This window comes from Chryseobacterium artocarpi, from assembly GCF_001684975.1.
In the GTDB taxonomy this organism is placed as follows: Bacteria; Bacteroidota; Bacteroidia; order Flavobacteriales; family Weeksellaceae; genus Chryseobacterium; species Chryseobacterium artocarpi.
In genome coordinates this window covers 269,683-287,351 of sequence record NZ_MAYH01000012.1, presented here as the reverse complement: position 1 = coordinate 287,351, position 17,669 = coordinate 269,683, and the positions used below count along the sequence as shown (strand labels likewise).

At 35.9% G+C, this 17,669-nt stretch carries 15 protein-coding genes; 9 read left to right on the top strand and 6 right to left on the bottom strand.

Translation table 11 applies throughout. The annotated features are described in order from the left end of the window. Positions 1-24: 24 nt before the first annotated feature. The 3 genes from BBI01_RS22310 (at position 25) to BBI01_RS05850 (ending at position 3,536) form a co-directional block, all read left to right on the top strand. On the top strand, positions 25-243 hold the full coding sequence (locus BBI01_RS22310) for a T9SS type A sorting domain-containing protein (protein WP_083190020.1): 219 nt from the start codon (positions 25-27) through the stop codon (positions 241-243). Positions 244-317: 74 nt separating this feature from the next. Continuing rightward, on the top strand, positions 318-2,390 hold the full coding sequence (locus BBI01_RS05855; protein WP_065393741.1) for an alpha-ketoacid dehydrogenase subunit alpha/beta: 2,073 nt from the start codon (positions 318-320) through the stop codon (positions 2,388-2,390). A 114-nt stretch (positions 2,391-2,504) separates the two neighbouring features. Next, a complete protein-coding gene (locus BBI01_RS05850) occupies positions 2,505-3,536 on the top strand; it encodes a bestrophin family protein (RefSeq protein ID WP_065393740.1) in 1,032 nt (343 codons plus the stop codon). A 34-nt stretch (positions 3,537-3,570) separates the two neighbouring features. Here the strand turns inward: BBI01_RS05850 and BBI01_RS05845 are convergent, their stop codons facing one another. After that, positions 3,571-4,029, bottom strand: coding sequence for an Lrp/AsnC family transcriptional regulator (locus BBI01_RS05845; protein WP_065393739.1), 459 nt, complete (start codon positions 4,027-4,029; stop codon positions 3,571-3,573). A gap of 157 nt (positions 4,030-4,186) precedes the next feature. On the opposite strand from BBI01_RS05845, the gene BBI01_RS05840 reads away from it, so the two are divergent. Next, a complete protein-coding gene (locus BBI01_RS05840; protein WP_065393738.1) occupies positions 4,187-5,413 on the top strand; it encodes an aminotransferase class I/II-fold pyridoxal phosphate-dependent enzyme in 1,227 nt (408 codons plus the stop codon). Between the two features lie 233 nt (positions 5,414-5,646). On the opposite strand, the gene BBI01_RS05835 is transcribed toward BBI01_RS05840, so the two are convergent. The 3 genes from BBI01_RS05835 to BBI01_RS05825 all read right to left on the bottom strand — a co-directional run bounded on the left by BBI01_RS05835 (position 5,647) and on the right by BBI01_RS05825 (position 8,314). Beyond that, complete coding sequence (locus BBI01_RS05835; protein ID WP_065393737.1) at positions 5,647-6,651, bottom strand: glycosyltransferase family 2 protein; 1,005 nt, start codon at positions 6,649-6,651, stop codon at positions 5,647-5,649. 84 nt (positions 6,652-6,735) lie between these two features. After that, complete coding sequence (locus tag BBI01_RS05830; protein WP_065393736.1) at positions 6,736-7,131, bottom strand: hypothetical protein; 396 nt, start codon at positions 7,129-7,131, stop codon at positions 6,736-6,738. A gap of 16 nt (positions 7,132-7,147) precedes the next feature. Beyond that, positions 7,148-8,314 carry a THUMP domain-containing class I SAM-dependent RNA methyltransferase gene (locus tag BBI01_RS05825; protein ID WP_065393735.1) on the bottom strand — a complete coding sequence of 389 codons (1,167 nt, stop codon included), beginning with the start codon at positions 8,312-8,314 and terminating at the stop codon, positions 7,148-7,150. A 137-nt stretch (positions 8,315-8,451) separates the two neighbouring features. Here BBI01_RS05825 and BBI01_RS05820 point away from each other — a divergent pair, with 137 nt between their 5' ends. Beyond that, on the top strand, positions 8,452-9,177 hold the full coding sequence (locus tag BBI01_RS05820) for a class I SAM-dependent DNA methyltransferase (protein WP_065393734.1): 726 nt from the start codon (positions 8,452-8,454) through the stop codon (positions 9,175-9,177). 2 nt (positions 9,178-9,179) lie between these two features. Continuing rightward, positions 9,180-9,887, top strand: a complete 708-nt coding sequence (locus tag BBI01_RS05815; RefSeq protein ID WP_065394135.1) for a ZIP family metal transporter — start codon at positions 9,180-9,182, stop codon at positions 9,885-9,887. Between the two features lie 83 nt (positions 9,888-9,970). On the opposite strand, the gene BBI01_RS05810 is transcribed toward BBI01_RS05815, so the two are convergent. Both BBI01_RS05810 and BBI01_RS23170 read right to left on the bottom strand, forming a co-directional pair. Next, the gene (locus BBI01_RS05810; RefSeq protein ID WP_065393733.1) at positions 9,971-11,395 is read right to left on the bottom strand and encodes an OmpP1/FadL family transporter; all 1,425 of its coding nucleotides are present in this window, start codon (positions 11,393-11,395) and stop codon (positions 9,971-9,973) included. Between the two features lie 29 nt (positions 11,396-11,424). Further along, on the bottom strand, positions 11,425-12,534 hold the full coding sequence (locus BBI01_RS23170; protein WP_065393732.1) for a prolyl-tRNA synthetase: 1,110 nt from the start codon (positions 12,532-12,534) through the stop codon (positions 11,425-11,427). A 142-nt stretch (positions 12,535-12,676) separates the two neighbouring features. Here BBI01_RS23170 and proS point away from each other — a divergent pair, with 142 nt between their 5' ends. The 3 genes from proS to BBI01_RS05790 all read left to right on the top strand — a co-directional run bounded on the left by proS (position 12,677) and on the right by BBI01_RS05790 (position 17,045). After that, complete coding sequence (gene proS, locus BBI01_RS05800) at positions 12,677-14,152, top strand: proline--tRNA ligase (RefSeq protein ID WP_065393731.1); 1,476 nt, start codon at positions 12,677-12,679, stop codon at positions 14,150-14,152. Positions 14,153-14,268: 116 nt separating this feature from the next. Next, positions 14,269-15,597: an OmpA family protein gene (locus tag BBI01_RS05795; RefSeq protein WP_065393730.1), complete on the top strand. Its 1,329-nt coding sequence runs from the start codon at positions 14,269-14,271 to the stop codon at positions 15,595-15,597. 113 nt (positions 15,598-15,710) lie between these two features. Next, positions 15,711-17,045, top strand: coding sequence for an Nramp family divalent metal transporter (locus BBI01_RS05790; RefSeq protein ID WP_065393729.1), 1,335 nt, complete (start codon positions 15,711-15,713; stop codon positions 17,043-17,045). Positions 17,046-17,669: the final 624 nt, after the last annotated feature.

The window sequence follows — 17,669 nt, the reverse complement described above, 5'->3', positions numbered from 1 at the left end:
AAACCGGGGGCTTTAAGTAACCTTATCATTTCACCCTCCGTTACAAAAGATGTCACAAACATTCTAAAAGCTCCTAAAAAATCAGCATTTATTATTTATGATATGTCCGGCAAAAAACTACAAAGCGGAACAATCAATAGCGAAAAGGAAATAATTGATTTATCGACATATACAAAAGGAATTTATATCATCGAAATAAAAACAGACAAAGACATGATCACTAAAAAAGTCATTAAAGAATAATCATAAAACCATAATTTTATTACAAAATACTAACAGTTGTTAGTATTTTGTTTTTTTATGTATATTTGTCTCCTATGGAAAATACACTTCACGAAAAAGTTTCTCAGGATATTTTACTTAAAGCGTACAATCATATGATGCTGGCTAAAGCAATGGCCGACATTTACGAAGAAAACAGAAATATCTGTAAATACGTTCACAGTACTTCAAGAGGCCACGAAGCCATCCAATTAGCAACCGCCTACCAGTTAAAAAAAGAAGACTGGGTATCTCCTTATTACAGAGATGAAAGCATCCTTTTAGGAATCGGCTTTGAACCGTACCAACTGATGCTTCAATTATTGGCTAAAGCTGACGATCCTTTTTCCGGAGGTAGATCTTATTATTCACACCCTTCAAGCAGGGACGAAAACAAGCCAAAGATCATCCACCAGAGCTCCGCTACAGGGATGCAGACTATTCCTACAACAGGAGTAGCTCAGGGTATAAAGTATATTCAGGATTTTGAACTTCAGAATTTTGAAAACAATCCTGTAGTAGTTTGTAGCCTTGGAGATAATTCCGTGACCGAAGGTGAAGTAAGTGAAGCTTTACAATTTGCAGCCCTACATCAATTACCTATTATCTTTCTTGTACAAGACAATGAATGGGGAATTTCCGTAACCAAAGAAGAAGCCAGAACTTGTGATGCTTATGATTTCGTAGCTGGATTTTCAGGATTAAGCAGGATGAGAGTGGACGGAACTGACTTTGCTGAAAGTTTTGAGGCTATGAAAAAAGCCGTTGACTTTGTAAGAACTGAGAGAAAACCTTTAGTTGTTTGTGCAAAAACAGTATTAATCGGGCACCATACTTCAGGAGTAAGAAGAGAATTCTATAGAGACGAAGAAGATTTAACAAAACATAGAGCTAAAGATCCGGGAGAAATCCTTAGAAAACAATTGCTTGAAGCGGGTGTCGACGAAGATCTTTTAAAACAAATCACAAAAAGAGCACGCCTTGATGCTGAAGAAGCTTTTGAAAGAGCTAAAAACGCTGAAGATCCGAAGCCTGAAACAGTAATGCAGCACATTTTTGCTCCTACTCCGATTACTGAGGAAACAGGCACAAGAGAACCTGCCAACGGGGAAAAAATTGTAATGGTAGATGCTGCCATCCATGCGATACAGGAATTGATGTGGAAACATCCGGAAGCACTTCTTTACGGACAGGATGTAGGTGAAAGAATCGGTGGTGTTTTCCGTGAGACTGTAACACTAGGAAAAAAATTCGGAAGTAAAAGAGTTTTCAATACGGCAATTCAGGAGGCTTATATCATCGGTTCTACAGCGGGAATGAGTGCCGTAGGATTAAAACCGATCGTTGAAGTACAGTTTGCAGACTATATTTACCCGGGAATCAACCAATTGATCACCGAAATTTCAAAATCCAGTTATTTAAGTCAAGGAAAATTTCCTGTAAGCAATATCATCCGTGTTCCAATTGGAGCCTACGGAGGAGGTGGTCCTTACCACAGTGGTAGTGTGGAAAGTATTTTAGCCAATATCAAAGGAATTAAAATCGCTTATCCAAGTAATGCTGCCGATTTCAAGGGACTATTAAAAGCGGCTTATTACGATCCGAACCCTGTAGTAATGTTAGAACATAAAGGATTATATTGGAGCAAAGTTCCGGGAACCGAAGATGCTAAGACTATAGAACCGGCAGAAGACTATATTTTACCGTTTGGAAAAGGTAAAGTAATAATTGAAGCTGATAAAAATGAGACCGAAAAAGGTAGAACTTTATTGATCGTCACTTACGGAATGGGAGTTTACTGGGCTAAAGAAGCTGCAAAAAATTTCAATGGAAGAGTTGAAGTTATTGATTTAAGAACTTTAATTCCTTTAGATGAAGAATTGGTTTTTGAAAGAGTAAAAGCTCACGGTAAATGTATCGTTCTGACAGAGGAGCAGCTTAACAACTCTTTTGCTGAAGCATTTGCTCACAGAATTTCCAAAAACTGCTTCCAATATCTGGATGCTCCGGTAGAAGCAATGGGATCTTTAGATACTCCGGCTGTTCCTATTAATCTGGTACTGGAAAAAGAAATGCTTCCAAACGCTGAAAAGCTCAGCAAAAAGATCGAAGAAATGTTCGCATATTAATTATACAAAACCTCTAATTTTTTAGAGGTTTTTTTATTAATTTTAATAAACAGAACAGATAGCCCGGTTTTGGTATCTATTTTGTTTGTATGCACTCCAAATTTTACGTTCCCTATGATCACTACAAAGTACGTCAACTATAAACAAGTTCTTAATTTATCAGGAACACACCTTATACTAATTTCTATATGGTGTACTCTGATTGCCGTTCTATTTTATTTCTTTAATTGGCACTGGATGACAATTCCGTGGGTTCCGGTTGCATTGATCGGTACTGCTGAAGCATTCCTTGTTGGTTTTAAAAATAACCAGGCTTACGACAGACTTTGGGAAGCGAGAAAAATCTGGGGTGGAATCGTAAATTCAAGCCGTTCCTTTGCTTCAATGGTTCAGGCTTTTGACACAAAAAATGAAGAAATAGGTACATTTGATCTAGAAGATCGCAAAAAAAAGATCATTTACCGTCATATTGCGTGGCTTTACACTTTCCGTGAACAACTTTTGGTTCCTACAGAATGGGAACACATCAGCAGTGAAAATAATAAATTCGGAAATATCAATCTCAGAAGAAACAGATTGATCAAAGCAGGATTCCCTGATTATGGAAGAGCTCCTATTTTCTTACACAAATATCTCTCAGAGGAAGAATATGAGCTGAAAAATGAATATAAAAACTTTGCTACGTATCTGATTTCTCAACAGGCAAAAGATATCAATGAACTGAAAAACATGAATGCCATCACAGACTTCAATCAAACTCAGCTTCAAAACACGCTGAATGAGTTCTATGGTTTTCAGGGGCAAGCAGAAAGAATCAAAAAATTTCCTTCTCCAAGACAGTTTGCCAGTACAGCATTTGTCTTCAACATCCTGTTCATCACATTACTTCCATTAGGATTAGTTAATGAATTTGCAAAGCTTGGAGATTGGGGAATCTGGACATCCATTCCTTTCTGTATCATCATCGGTTGGATTTACATCATTATGGAGCTTGTGGGTGATTACTCAGAAAACCCTTTTGCTGGGTTAATGTTTGACGTTCCAATGCTTTCCATCTGCCGAACCATTGAAATTGATCTTCTTCAAATGACCGGAGAAACAGATTTACCAGATCCTATTGCTTCTAAAAATGGAGTTCTGGTGTAAATTATAAACTATACTGTTCTCTGACTTTTTAATTTTATAAAACAATTGCCGTCGTATTTTTTACTTCGGAAATCATAAATGAGCTGTGCGTACTTGCGATGTGTTGCAGCGTCGTAAGTTTCGTCAGCATAAAGTTCCTGTAGTCTTCAATATCTCTCACGCCTATTTTAAGGATATAGTCATAATCACCACTTATGTGAAAACATTCCGTAACCTCCTGGAGATTCATCACCTCTTTCTCAAATTGAAGAACAAATTCTTTCTTATGCTGTGTTAATTTTACATGGCACAATACTATAAAATCAAGTTTTACCTTTCGTTTGTCTAACAACGCAACATATCTTGAGATCACGCCCGAGTTTTCCAACTTCTTTACCCGTTCATAAACAGCAGTAACTGATAATCCCAGCTTACCAGACAGCTCTTTGGTGGTTTGTTTACAGTCTTCTTGCAAAAACAACAACAGTTTCTTATCAATTTCGTCAAGTTCCATAGATAATTTTTTGGTTGATTTTTAATATTTCCGAAGATAACAATTATATTTTCTAAATAAACAATATTTTACAGTTTTATATTCTATAAATTCAATTTTATATTGTAATAATTATGAAAATAACGCAAATTAGGATTGTAAAATAAAAACAATACTTATGGAAAATTTTAATGCAGCCAACGAGATCCAGGATCTTCAGTATTTTGGTGAATTCGGAGGAGTAAACCCTTCTATTTCCGACAGTTCTACCTATACATTTCTTTCAGCAAAAACCATGTTTGATACTTTTGAAGGAAATGCAGAAGGATGTTATTTATATTCCAGACATTCATCACCGATGAACCTTTATCTGGCACAGGCACTTGCCAAAATGGAGAATACAGAATCGGCAAATGTTACAGCTTCCGGAATGGGAGCGATCACATCTGTTCTTATGCAGGTTTGCAAAAGCGGAGACCATATCATTTCAAGCAGAACCATCTATGGTGGAACCTACGCTTTCCTTAAAAACTTCTTACCACAATTTAATGTAGGAACTACTTTCGTAGACATCAATAATTTTGAATCTATTGAAAATGCGATCACTCCAAATACAAAAGTGATCTATTGTGAGAGTGTCAGCAACCCTTTGTTAGAAGTAGCAGATCTTAGAAAGCTTTCAGAAATCTGTAAAAAGCACAATTTAAAATTAATTGTTGACAATACTTTCTCTCCTCTTTCCATTTCACCACAATTATTCGGTGCTGATGTCGTTATTCATAGTTTAACAAAATTCATCAACGGAAGCAGTGATACTGTAGGTGGTGTATATTGCGGAACACAGGCATTTATAGATGATACTAAAAATGTAAATTCAGGTGCATGCATGCTTCTTGGTCCTACAATGGACAGTTTGAGAGCATCAAGCATTCTTAAAAACCTGAGAACGCTTCATATCAGAATAAAACAACACAGTCATAATGCCATGTATCTGGCTGAAAGATTCGAACAGGACGGACTAAAAGTTTCTTATCCAGGATTACCTTCTCATAAGAATCATGAGCTAATGAAAGGCATGATCGATGAGGAATACGGATTCGGCGGACTACTGACCTTAGATGCCGGAACCACAGAAAAAGCTAATGAGCTGATGGAGCTGATGCAGACAGAAAACCTGGGTTACCTTGCCGTAAGTCTTGGTTTCTACAAAACCCTGTTCTCTTGTTCTGGAAAATCCACTTCTTCTGAAATTCCGGAAGAAGAACGTGCTTCAATCGGGATTTCTGATGGTTTAATCAGATTCTCTATCGGTTTGGATCACGATATTAAAAGAACCTATCATAAAATGAAAGAATGCATGCTAAAAGTAGGTGTTCTTAGCCATGAAAACCTTTCTATATCCTAAATTTTATTGTACAAAAGAGGGCTGTTTCCAAGGAAACAGCCCTCTTTATTTTTTATTATATATGAATGCTGAACTATATCAATAAATTCAAGAGAAATCGGCTTTAGCCCATTTACAATAATGAACAAAAATCCATCAGCTTTAGCGTAAATATTACATGTAATGCGCTACAAAAATCTGGAGAATCTGCGCGGGAAAAAATTATTCAACCACATAGAAACATAGATTAGCTATTATTTCTTGTAATAATGATGTGGAAAAGCTTCCTCGGGCTTCATCTTAAACACATTCAAAAGAATCCATGATTTCAGGAACCCATATCCGTAAGAAAACATCTGAATATAGGTAGAAATGACCGCCATTCCTGCAATACTGATATTCTTAGTTAATAAAAGAGCATGAAATAGCACTAAAAAAGTATACAAACCATAAAAGGCAAGTATAATTCCTCTTCCCAAAAGGAAATACTCAATAAATCCCATGATATACCCCAACATAAACAATGTTGGAAAAGCAAAGGAAATCTTCACATAATTCGGATGTCTCTGATTAAGAATCGGTCTTGCACAACCGAACTGATAAACCTGCTTAGAAAATTTTCCAAAATCTACTCTACGCTTATGATAAACTGCAATATCATCAAAAAAAGCTGTTGTAAATCCGTTTTCCCAAAGAGTCATAGACAAATCCGGATCCTCTCCTATTCTCATTTCTGAAAATCCACCTACTTTCTCAAAGACTGATTTTTTCACTCCCATATTGAAACTTCTCGGCTGAAATTTGGAAACAGCTTTCTTACTGCCCCTGATTCCTCCCGTTGTAAAAACAGAAGTCATAGAATATGAAATCGCTTTCTGCATCAGATTAAATCCTTTATGCGCCTTATCTGCGCCTCCAAATGCGTCACAAGGAATCGTCTGAATATCTTTTTTAATGTTTTCGATATAATCTTTTTCAACGATCACATCGCTATCCACAAAAACCAACCATTCATTTGCTGCTCTTTTTGCCCCATAATTTCTCGTAAGCCCAGGTCCTGAATTATCTTTCTTGAAATACTTAATATCAAGCATTTCATCAAAATTCTGGATTGTAGGTTTCAGATCGATCAAGGAACCATCATCAACAATAATGATTTCAAACTCTTTATCAGTCTGCTGAGTAAGAGAATTCAGTAACTCAAAAAGTTCATCTTTTCGGTTATAGATAGCAACAACAATGGAAATACTAGGTTTCAAATTGAAAATTTTTCAAAATTACTTATTCGTGAAGGAAACCACAAACAGTTTAACAGCTTATTGGAAGAATTAATTTTTATAATATTAAATAAATATTCCAGACTTATAATAGACACACATCACCAAAGCTATAAAAAAAGCAATAACAGAACAACTGAAAAGAAGCAGTTTGAAAATACTTTTGAAATAGTAAAGCTCCATAAGATTCAGAAGAAAAAACAGTAAAGCTGAGAGGGCTATTCCTATTAATGAAGACACAATTAAAGCTGTTGTTTGATCTCCTACTGGCAATGGTTTATAAAAAACGATAAAAAAGAGAACAGCAGCAGCAAGAATGAATCTTGCGCTGACTTTCTCAGTAAAATATTTATCTTTTTTCTTATCTTTCTTACTGGCACTGGAAATCCTCGTTGAGCCACTACTGGTATTAGAGATTACATCCACTATACTACCTACAACTTCTAAGATATTCCAAGACATAATTTAGAATTATATTTTATGATTTATCCTCTAATTTATGAATCTTTTTCGTTCCCTCGTACATTTCGTATTGTAAAAATCTGGTTTCCAGTTTTCCATTGAAAAGTTTGATTTTTCTTGAAGGACGCAGACCGATCTTTTTCACCGCCTCAAGGTCAGATGAAATCAACCATGCAAGGGTGTTAGGATAATTTGTTTTAAACGTATCCCCTATCTTTTTATAGAAGTCATCATCATTAATGGAAATTCTCTCATCATATGGCGGATTGAATACCATTAATAAAGGGAAAAGATCCTTTTTTGAATCAAAGAAATTCTGCTTTCTAATTTCAATAACATCTTCCATTTCTGCAGCTTCTACATTCATTCTTGCAGCATTCAGCATTCTTGCATCAATGTCATATCCTACAATTTTCCCATTGAATTCTCTTACCCTGTTAATTCTGAACTCTTTAATTTTTGAGAATAAATCAGCATCATAGTTTTTCCAGTTCTGGAACCCAAATCTTTTTCTGAAAATCTGTGCCGGAAGATCCATAGCAATCATTGCCGCTTCAATCAGCAATGTTCCGGAACCACACATCGGATCAAGGAAATTTCCTTTCCCGTCCCATCCTGCAAGCTGTAGCATTCCACTTGCCAGTACTTCATTAATCGGAGCTTCACCCTGTTCTCTTCTGTATCCTCTCTTAAATAAAGCATCTCCGGAAGAATCCATAGAAATCATGACCAATTCTCTGTCAATATGGAGGTGAAACTTAATATCCGGATTTCTGGTTTCTACATTCGGACGTCTTTTATATTTTTCCTGAAAATAATCTACAATTGCATCCTTCATTTTCAGCGTTACAAACTGAGAATGTTTGAAAGTTTCAGAATTTACTGTTGCATCAATAGAAAATGACTGGTCAACATCCATAAATTCATCCCATTCAAATTTAAATAATCTGTCATAGAACTGATGCTGATTAAAAGCCTTAAACTGATGAATCGGCACCAAAATCTTCAATGCTGTTCTCGCAGAGTAATTAATCTTATAAAGAAAACCAAGATCTCCTTCACAGTTTACTGCTCTGTTTTTAATTTCTACCTTTCTTCCTCCTAATTTTTTGATTTCTTCTGCAAGAATCTGTTCCAGTCCGAAGAATGTTTTTATCTGTATTTGTAGATTTTCTATGTCCATAATTTTGAATTAAAAGATTTAAAGCATTAACAATCAAAAAATTAACCACTCAATTTCTCACTCAATCGAATTTTTCAATCTTTCAATGTTATAAAATACTTTGCTTTTAAGACCACAAATTTAACTATTTTTGCGTTATGGAATGGTTTGAATCTTGGTTTGATACCCCTTATTATCATTTGCTTTATAGCAACAGAGACTATACTGAAGCTGAAAACTTCATCACAAAACTTACTGCGGACTTACAGTTACCGCCTCAATCCAAGATCATTGATCTTGCCTGTGGAAAGGGAAGACACTCCGTTTTCCTTAATAAATTAGGATATGATGTTTTGGGACTGGATCTTTCAAGACAAAGTATTGAGTCTGATAAACAATATGAAAATCAAACTTTGATTTTTGAGGTTCATGATATGCGAAACTCAATTGATGCAGATCCTATGGACGCTGTTTTCAATCTGTTTACAAGTTTTGGATATTTTGATAATGAGAATGATGATAAAAAGGTATTTCAATCTGTTTACAATGCATTGAAGCCAGAAGGATACTTTGTTCTGGATTATCTGAATGAAGAATATGTAAGAAATACACTGGTTCCTGAAACGATTATTACCCGTGATGACATTGATTTTAAAATCCTGAAAAAGATTGAAGGAAGACATGTTATTAAAGATATCCGCTTTGAAACAGAGGGAAAATCTTTTCATTTCTTTGAAAAAGTAAAGCTTCATACATTAGAAGCCATTCATAATTATGCTTCAGAATGTGGTTTCGAGAGAATAAAAATCTGGGGAGATTATCAGCTGAACGAATTTAATAAAGAAAGCTCCCCACGTTGTATCAATTTATTTAAGAAAAAATAATGATAACAGTACTTTTACTGATTCTAAGTGTGATTTCCGGTGTGTTTCTGGGAAAACACTTTGGTAAAAAGGAAAAACTGGCTAAAAACTTATTAATTTTAAGTGCCGGCTTCCTGATTACAATATGTCTGAATGAAGTTTTTCCTGAAGTCTATACTTCTTCAGCAGGAAGCAATCTGGGAATATTCGTTATTGCGGGAGTTCTTCTGCAAATGATCCTGGAGGCTCTTACCAAAGGTTTTGAACATGGTCACTTTCACCATCATAGCGAACACAATATTCTACCAATGGCTTTAATGGTAGGACTTTTTATTCATGCTTTTATTGAAGGGATTCCTCTTGCCAATGAACAACATGAATTATCTCCTTATCTTCTGGGAATTGTATTTCACAATCTTCCTATTTCATTTATTCTGGGAGCATTCTTGTTCAACAGAAAAGGAGAATCAAAAAGTTCATCATCTTACCCATCACTATTGATTGTAGCACTTTTTGCCCTTGCTTCTCCTATGGGAATGCTTTTAGGAAACTATTTTAATCCAAACCTTCAACCTTATTTCCTGGCGATTGTAGGTGGTATCTTCCTTCATATTTCGTCAGTGATTATTTTTGAAAGTAATAAAAATCATAATATTGACTGGGTAAAGATTGGGCTGGTAGTATTAGGAGTTTCTCTTGCACTGGTTATGCATCTTTTCCATCATCATTAATAACAAAAAAAGTTTTATGCATAAAAAAGCTCTGGATTTCAATCCAGAGCTTTTTATTTTTATGATAATCTCTTAGATAAAGTTTAGAATTTCCATCCTAATGTAACAAAGAAATTATTTCTATTATTTTTAACTTCAGATACTACAGAAGCTGGTGATTCAACATCAAAGTCACCTGAGTAATATCCTGCTCCTGAATCTGCATACAAGAAAGGATTTTTATAGCTAGAGCTGATGTTCTGATAGGCAGCATCAAGATAGAATTGTCCAAAATCATATCCTATACCCACACCAATTGTATTTCTTGCTCCCAGAATCATATCACTGTAATTTGTATTCGCAATCGCTCCAGAATTATTGTATGCATTGATTGCAAAAGCATCAAAAGGGCTTGAAGCATAAGAATAACCACCTCTTAGTCTAAAACCTTGAATTCTATATTCTGCTCCTACTTTTACCTCAGACGAGTTCTTGTAAAGATCGTTATAGAAAGAGTTTATTACAGTTTCAGCATCTCCCCAAACTTTATACTTCGGCTTTGTTAATCCTAGTGTATAATCCACATTTAACGCAAAGTTTTTATTAGGAACGAATGCAGCACTCACAGTAGCCTTCATTGGCGATCTGAAAGTTCTGTCTTCTCCAAAGAACTGATAATAAATATATCCGTCGTTTTGATCCGTATAATATTCTTTGAATGTTCTGTCGATAGTCCACCAGGTAGGTGTTTCAATGGAAGCTCCTAATCTTAATTGATTGCTCACCTTTCCGATAACCCCTAAACTCGCAGAGAATCCGTTTGAACGCTCAGAATATGGAGTAAACTGTTTGCTGTAGCTATCTACTGTATTATTTACATCAAGCCCGAACAAAGCAGTCTCATTTTGATCAATACTTGCGTAGTGGAAGTTCAATCCTGCACCAATATAGAAACGGTTATCATAATTGGCACCTACACCAATATTCATTTTAGACTGATTTCCATATCTGTCATAATTATGTCCCAGATAAGACATATTTGCATTAACATCGTTTCCATCTTTATCGATAAGCTTCTTAGGAACTGATATTTTAGAATTTCCTGCAGTCTCTACATAGTTTTCAAGTGCCTGATTGGAATAATTAACACCGATATTAACAAACTTCCATCCTGTCTGTGACAATAACGGAATTGCAATCACACCTCCGGCATTTCCAAGATCAGTATTATTAACTGTATATTTTACAGCAGATCCTCCTAATGTACTTGTATTTTTATTACTAACAATAGATATAGTTCCTGAAACATCTCCCGAAATAGCTACTCCTAAACCTGCCGGGTTCGTCAATAGTGAACTGGCATCACCTCCTAAAGCTCCGTTTGATCCTGCCATTGCATTGAATTTTGCGGAACCGATGTTTGGAGAATTTGAATAAATCTCAACAGAGTTTCTAATCACTGATATATCCTGAGCCTGCGCAAAAAATGCAGCAGAAATACTCATTAATACTAAAGATTTTTTTAACATTATTTTTTAATAGTTTATGAAGTTGAAAATTATCTGAAACCACCGGATCTGAATCCGCCACCGCCACCTGATGAACCGCCACTTCTAAATCCGCCGCCGCCACCGCCGGAATTGAAACCACCACCAGATCTGAATCCTCCTGAATCATTAGATCTGAAACCACCATTGTTGTATCTTGGTTGTGATTGTTGATAATTAGGTCTTTGTTGAGGTGTAGAATTACGGAATCCACCTGAGTCTCCGGATCTGAATCCGCCGGAGTTTCCATTACGGAACCCACCATTTGAAGTAGAATTTCTGAATCCACCAGAATTGGTATTTCTAAACCCGTCAGAGTTTGCTCCATTTCTAAAACCTCCATTTGAAGTAGAATTTCTGAAACCTCCTGTACTTGTATTTCTGAATCCGTTATTGTTTCTGGCTGTATTCGTTCCATACACTGCATTGTTTATACCCGTATTACGGAAACCTCTGTCTGTACCACTTCTTCTGTAAGGTCTGTTGTAGTAACTACCCCAGTAGCCACCTCCATAGCCCCAATATGGGTTACCATAATATCCACCCCAGAATGGATCATAGTATCCGCCCCAGTAAGGAGAATATCCGTATCCCCAGTATGGGCTTCCCCAGCCAATAGGGCCTCCCCAGCCCCATCCGAATGATCCGCCCCAACCCCAGGACATACTAGCACCCCAGCCCCAGCCACGGTTCCAACCCCAATATGGGCTATAACCACCGTACCAGCCCCAAGGAGATCCATATCCCCATGAGTTGTCGTAATAATTCGTTTGAGAACCGGCATACAATCCCCAATCAGAATCTGTAGCAGATCCCCAATTGGTATTTGTTCCGCTCCAGTCGTTATATCTGTTTTGCTGATCTCTGGAATTGATCTCAGCATTCTGAATAAGATTAGAATCCTGATAGTAGTCGTAATACTCGCCTACTCTGTTTCCGCTACCATTAATGATAACTCCTTCGGGCAGCGTATCCTTATTAGGGTCATAATATACCCCATCCGTCTCGCTATACCCTCCCATCTGAGCACCACAAGACATAAGCAATAATCCACCTGCCACTGCCAAAACCCCTTTAGATTTTAACAGACCAAGTAAATTTTTATGTATATTTCTTTTCATGATAACGTAAAAATTTTTAATTTAAATTATATTTGCAATCTGTACCAAAAATGTACCAATACTGATTAAAAAATCTATCAAAAATAGATTTTTATTTTTAGATAACAATAATGTGCAAAAGTTAAAAAAATTTTAAAAGATAATGGCAAAACTAACCTCAAGAAGCGAAGATTACAGCAAGTGGTATAATGAGCTGGTTGTAAAAGCTGATTTAGCTGAAAACTCAGGTGTGCGTGGATGTATGGTAATCAAACCATATGGCTATGCAATCTGGGAAAAAATGCGTGATGAAATGGATAAAAAGTTCAAAGAAACAGGTCACGTGAACGCATATTTCCCGCTTTTTGTGCCCAAGAGTTTATTTGAGGCTGAGGAAAAAAATGCAGAAGGTTTCGCAAAGGAATGTGCTGTAGTTACCCATTACAGATTAAAAACAGACCCGGACAACCCTTCAAAACTGATTGTAGACCCGGATGCAAAGCTTGAAGAAGAACTGATTGTACGTCCTACTTCGGAAGCAATTATCTGGAATACTTATAAAAACTGGATTCAGTCTTACAGAGATTTACCTATCCTTATCAACCAATGGGCAAACGTTGTACGTTGGGAAATGAGAACCCGTCTATTCCTTAGAACGGCAGAATTCTTATGGCAGGAAGGTCACACGGCACATGCTACAAAAGATGAAGCTGTGGAAGAAGCTGAAAAAATGAACAAAGTATATGCTGATTTTGCAGAAAACTTTATGGCAATTCCTGTAGTTCAAGGGTTAAAAACACCTTCTGAAAGATTTGCAGGAGCTGATGAAACCTATTGTATTGAAGCTTTAATGCAGGATGGAAAAGCGCTTCAGGCAGGAACATCTCACTTCTTAGGACAGAATTTCGCAAAAGCATTTGATGTAAAATTCACGAACAAAGAAGGAAAAATAGAACATGCATGGGCTACCTCTTGGGGAACATCTACCCGTTTAATGGGAGCATTAATCATGACACACTCTGACGATTTCGGATTGGTATTACCTCCTACACTGGCACCAATTCAGGTTGTGATTGTTCCTATTTTCAAAGGAGAAGAGCAATTGGCACAGATCAGTGAAGTGGCATTAGATATTCAGGCTAAATTAAGAGCTAAAGGTATTTCAGTGAAGTTCGACAATGATACTCAGAACAAACCAGGCTGGAAATTCGCAGAATACGAATTGAAAGGAGTTCCTGTAAGAATTGCTATGGGACCAAGAGATCTTGAAAACAAATCTGTAGAAATTGCAAGAAGAGATAATCTTACTAAAGAAGTTCGTTCTATTGAAGGAATTGACTCTTACATTGAAGAACTATTGAAGACAATCCAACAGGATATTTTCAATAAAGCATTTAATTTCAGAAAAGATAATATCACAAAAGTAGATACTTACGAAGAATTCAAAACTGTTTTAGAAGAAAAAGGAGGATTTATTTATGCTCACTGGGATGGTACTGCTGAGGAGGAAGAACAAATAAAAGATGAAACTAAAGCTACGATCAGATGTATTCCTTTGGATGATGATATAGAAGAAGGTGTTTCTTTAATTTCAGGAAAACCATCTAAGAGACGTGTATTATTCGCAAAAGCGTATTAAAAAAATTAACAATTTCAAAAATTTTTGTTAATTTTTAGAGAATAATTCAAAAAAAAATGACATTTAGACGGATTTTTGTTTAAATTTATCTCAACATTAATCTAAAAAAATTTATTATGTCTTTAAATGTCATTGATTTAATTAAAGGGCAATTAGGTCCCGCTTTGGTTTCACAGGCTGCATCACAGTTTGGAGAAAGCGAATCAGGAATTTCAAAAGCAATTGGTGGCTTATTACCTGCAGTAGTGGGTGGATTAGCCAATAACGCAGACAACCCTGGTGTTGTGGATGCCATTACAAAAGCCTCTTCCAGTGGAATCTTAGGAAACTTATTAGGTGGATCATCTAGTAACCCTATTATTACCTCTTTATTATCTTCTCTTTTTGGAGATAAGATTGGCGGATTAGTGAATTCCATTGCCAGTTTTTCAGGAATCAGCAATACATCTGCAGGTTCTTTGTTAAACTTGGTTACCGGGGCTACAGTAGGCACTGTTGGAAAATATGCAGCAGACAATAATTTGGGTGCTTCAGGTATTTCCAGCTTACTGAATGATCAGAAAGGCATTATTTCTTCTTTATTGCCGGCAGGTCTTTCTTTAGCTTCCTTTGGATTAGGAGCTGAAAATTGGTTTGGACAGGCTAAAGAAACAGTTTCTTCAGTAACATCTACTGCTAAAGATAACATCGCTGAAAGTGTTGCTACGGCAAGAGAAAATGTAAGTGAAGGAGCTAGAGAAGTAAGAGAACAATTTAACAATAACAATGATAATCAAGGCGGAGGTTCAATCTGGAAATGGTTGCTTCCGCTTTTATTATTAATCGCTGCAGGATATTTCCTATGGAAGCAATGTGAGAAAAAAGAGACGACTACCACAATGTCTTCTTCTACAGATTCTACAGGAACGTCTACAGATACAGCATCTGCAACTACATCCACACCAGCTACCACTGCAACACCTGCAGCTAAAACTGATGAAAACATTGATCTTAACGGAGTGATGTTAAAAGGTTACAAAGGTGGTATGGAAGATCAGATGATTTCATTCTTGAAATCTGATGGTTACAAAAATGCAGCAGATGATGCTGCATTGAAAGATAAGTGGTATGACTTCGATCATGTAAACTTCAAAATGGGAAGTTCTACTGAATTAGAAGCTGGGTCACAAGGACAGTTGGATAACCTGGTAGCTATCCTTAAAGCTTTCCCTGATTCAAAAATTAAAATCGGTGGTTATACTGATAAAACAGGAAATGAAGCTTCTAACGTAAAATTATCTCAGGCAAGAGCTGATTATATCAAAGCTGCTTTAGGTAAAGCTGGAGTTGGAGCTCAGGTTCTTGGAGCTGAAGGATACGGAAGTAAATTTGCTACAGTAGACGCAAAAGCTTCTGATGCTGAGAGAGCTGCTGACAGAAAGATGTCTGTGAGATTTGCAAAATAATCTTTAGAATCAATAAAAATTAAATCCCGGAAAGTCATTTTCGGGATTTTTTTTGCCCTTGATTTTTGTGTTTACATTTATTTAATTAAATTTGTTAGTCATTTCTAACAATTATGAATTTCAATATAAAAAGCGCTTGGCGAAAAGATAAAACATCACACTCTTTATCAGAAGTTTATTCTTCCATAAAAGTCCCTAAAAAGGCTAATTTCTGGAGAAAATATCTTGCATTTGCAGGTCCCGGACTTATGATTGCCGTGGGATATATGGATCCTGGAAACTGGGCAACAGATATTGCCGGAGGAGCTCAATTCGGATATACATTGCTTTCAGTGATTCTTATTTCCAATATTTTTGCGATGGTTCTACAGCATTTATCCGTAAAGCTAGGAGTTGTTGCAGAAAGAGATCTTGCCCAAGCTTGTAGAGACCACTTCAGCCCCACTACCAACTTTATTCTCTGGATATTTTGTGAAATAGCCATCGCCGCCTGTGATCTCGCCGAGGTCATTGGTTCTGCCATTGCATTAAATCTCCTCTTCCATATTCCATTGACATGGGGAATTGTGATCACAACTGTAGATGTATTAATCATCCTGTTACTTCAGGCAAAAGGATTCCGATGGATTGAAAGTATCGTTGGAGGGCTTATTTTTATCATTCTGGCATGTTTTGTATATGAAATTGTCATCTCACAACCTGCTTTTAATGAAATCCTGGGTGGATTAGTTCCTCAAAAAGAAATCATACAAAATCCTGCAATGTTATATATTGCCATTGGTATTCTGGGAGCTACCGTAATGCCGCATAATTTATACCTTCATAGTAGTATTGTACAGACAAGAGACTACACCCGTGATACGGAAGGAAAAAAAGAAGCTATTAAGTTTGCAACTCTGGACAGCACCGTATCCCTGATGCTTGCCTTTTTTATCAATGCTGCGATTTTAATTCTGGCTGCCGCAACGTTCCACACTACAGGAAATGAACATGTAGCTGATATTCATGATGCCTATCAGATGTTAACCCCTATTTTAGGAGCATCGATGGCAAGTATTGCATTTGCAATTGCTCTATTGGCTTCAGGGCAGAATTCAACGCTTACAGGAACTCTTGCCGGACAGATCGTCATGGAAGGATTTTTAAATATTAAATTAAAACCCTGGTTACGAAGATTAATAACAAGACTTATAGCTGTTATTCCAGCTCTTATTGTGGCTATTCTATATGGTGAACAGGGAACTACAGAATTATTAGTATTAAGCCAAGTAATTTTATCTATGCAATTAAGCTTTGCTGTTGTTCCTTTGGTCATGTTTACCAATGATAAAGCTAAGATGGGAGAATTTGTAAACAAACCATTCATGAAAGTTTGTGTGTGGATTATTTCGGTAATTATTATTGTTTTAAATCTGTATTTGCTCTATCAGACTTTTACAGGAGAATAGGAAAAAATCTTTAATTTGCGGTAATTATCAAAGTGATTATGCTTATGATTTGTTATATAAATTGCCCTATGAATATCTTCATCCATAAAATTTTTAAATAGAATTTCAATTGATGATAATAACTTTAGGTTTATCTTTAATTGTAACCGAGGTTATATTTCTTTGAATCTAAATATTTTTTTTGAAAAACATTCTTTTTTTAACTTTTAATAACTTTCTGAATGGATTTTCAATAAGTTCTTAAGAACGGATAGAACAAATAATCAAGAGTGCTAAGTAATAGTAAAATGAATATTCTTTTGCAAAGTCAAATTTTTCATAAAACTGAAAAAATAAAATAGGCAATAATCATAATAAAGCCTGATTAGCTCACTCCTATGTTACCGAAAGAAATCTAGTCATTTTTGATCAAAAAAAGTTTCTTATCCAAAATGGAAAATTATAATAGACATAGATGCCAGAAATCTCATAAAAGTATTTTTTCATTACTTTTTTCAAATTTTGCGTTTGAATATACCAGAGGAGATTATTTAATACTGTAAAATAATTCTAAGATACTAATTTTATATGGGACGAAAACCAATAACAATCTTTTCAGACAATTCTCTTTAAGCATCAATTATA

What these genes read in the sequence shown, in the direction of transcription:
- proS (WP_065393731.1), top strand. Translation starts at nt 12,677, where the DNA reads ATGGCAAAACTAACCTCAAGAAGCGAAGATTACAGCAAGTGGTATAAT.
- BBI01_RS05810 (WP_065393733.1), bottom strand. Translation starts at nt 11,395, where the DNA reads ATGTTAAAAAAATCTTTAGTATTAATGAGTATTTCTGCTGCATTTTTT.
- BBI01_RS23170 (WP_065393732.1), bottom strand. Translation starts at nt 12,534, where the DNA reads ATGAAAAGAAATATACATAAAAATTTACTTGGTCTGTTAAAATCTAAA.
- BBI01_RS05840 (WP_065393738.1), top strand. Translation starts at nt 4,187, where the DNA reads ATGGAAAATTTTAATGCAGCCAACGAGATCCAGGATCTTCAGTATTTT.
- BBI01_RS05850 (WP_065393740.1), top strand. Translation starts at nt 2,505, where the DNA reads ATGATCACTACAAAGTACGTCAACTATAAACAAGTTCTTAATTTATCA.
- BBI01_RS05825 (WP_065393735.1), bottom strand. Translation starts at nt 8,314, where the DNA reads ATGGACATAGAAAATCTACAAATACAGATAAAAACATTCTTCGGACTG.
- BBI01_RS05855 (WP_065393741.1), top strand. Translation starts at nt 318, where the DNA reads ATGGAAAATACACTTCACGAAAAAGTTTCTCAGGATATTTTACTTAAA.
- BBI01_RS05795 (WP_065393730.1), top strand. Translation starts at nt 14,269, where the DNA reads ATGTCTTTAAATGTCATTGATTTAATTAAAGGGCAATTAGGTCCCGCT.
- BBI01_RS05845 (WP_065393739.1), bottom strand. Translation starts at nt 4,029, where the DNA reads ATGGAACTTGACGAAATTGATAAGAAACTGTTGTTGTTTTTGCAAGAA.
- BBI01_RS05790 (WP_065393729.1), top strand. Translation starts at nt 15,711, where the DNA reads ATGAATTTCAATATAAAAAGCGCTTGGCGAAAAGATAAAACATCACAC.
- BBI01_RS05830 (WP_065393736.1), bottom strand. Translation starts at nt 7,131, where the DNA reads ATGTCTTGGAATATCTTAGAAGTTGTAGGTAGTATAGTGGATGTAATC.
- BBI01_RS05820 (WP_065393734.1), top strand. Translation starts at nt 8,452, where the DNA reads ATGGAATGGTTTGAATCTTGGTTTGATACCCCTTATTATCATTTGCTT.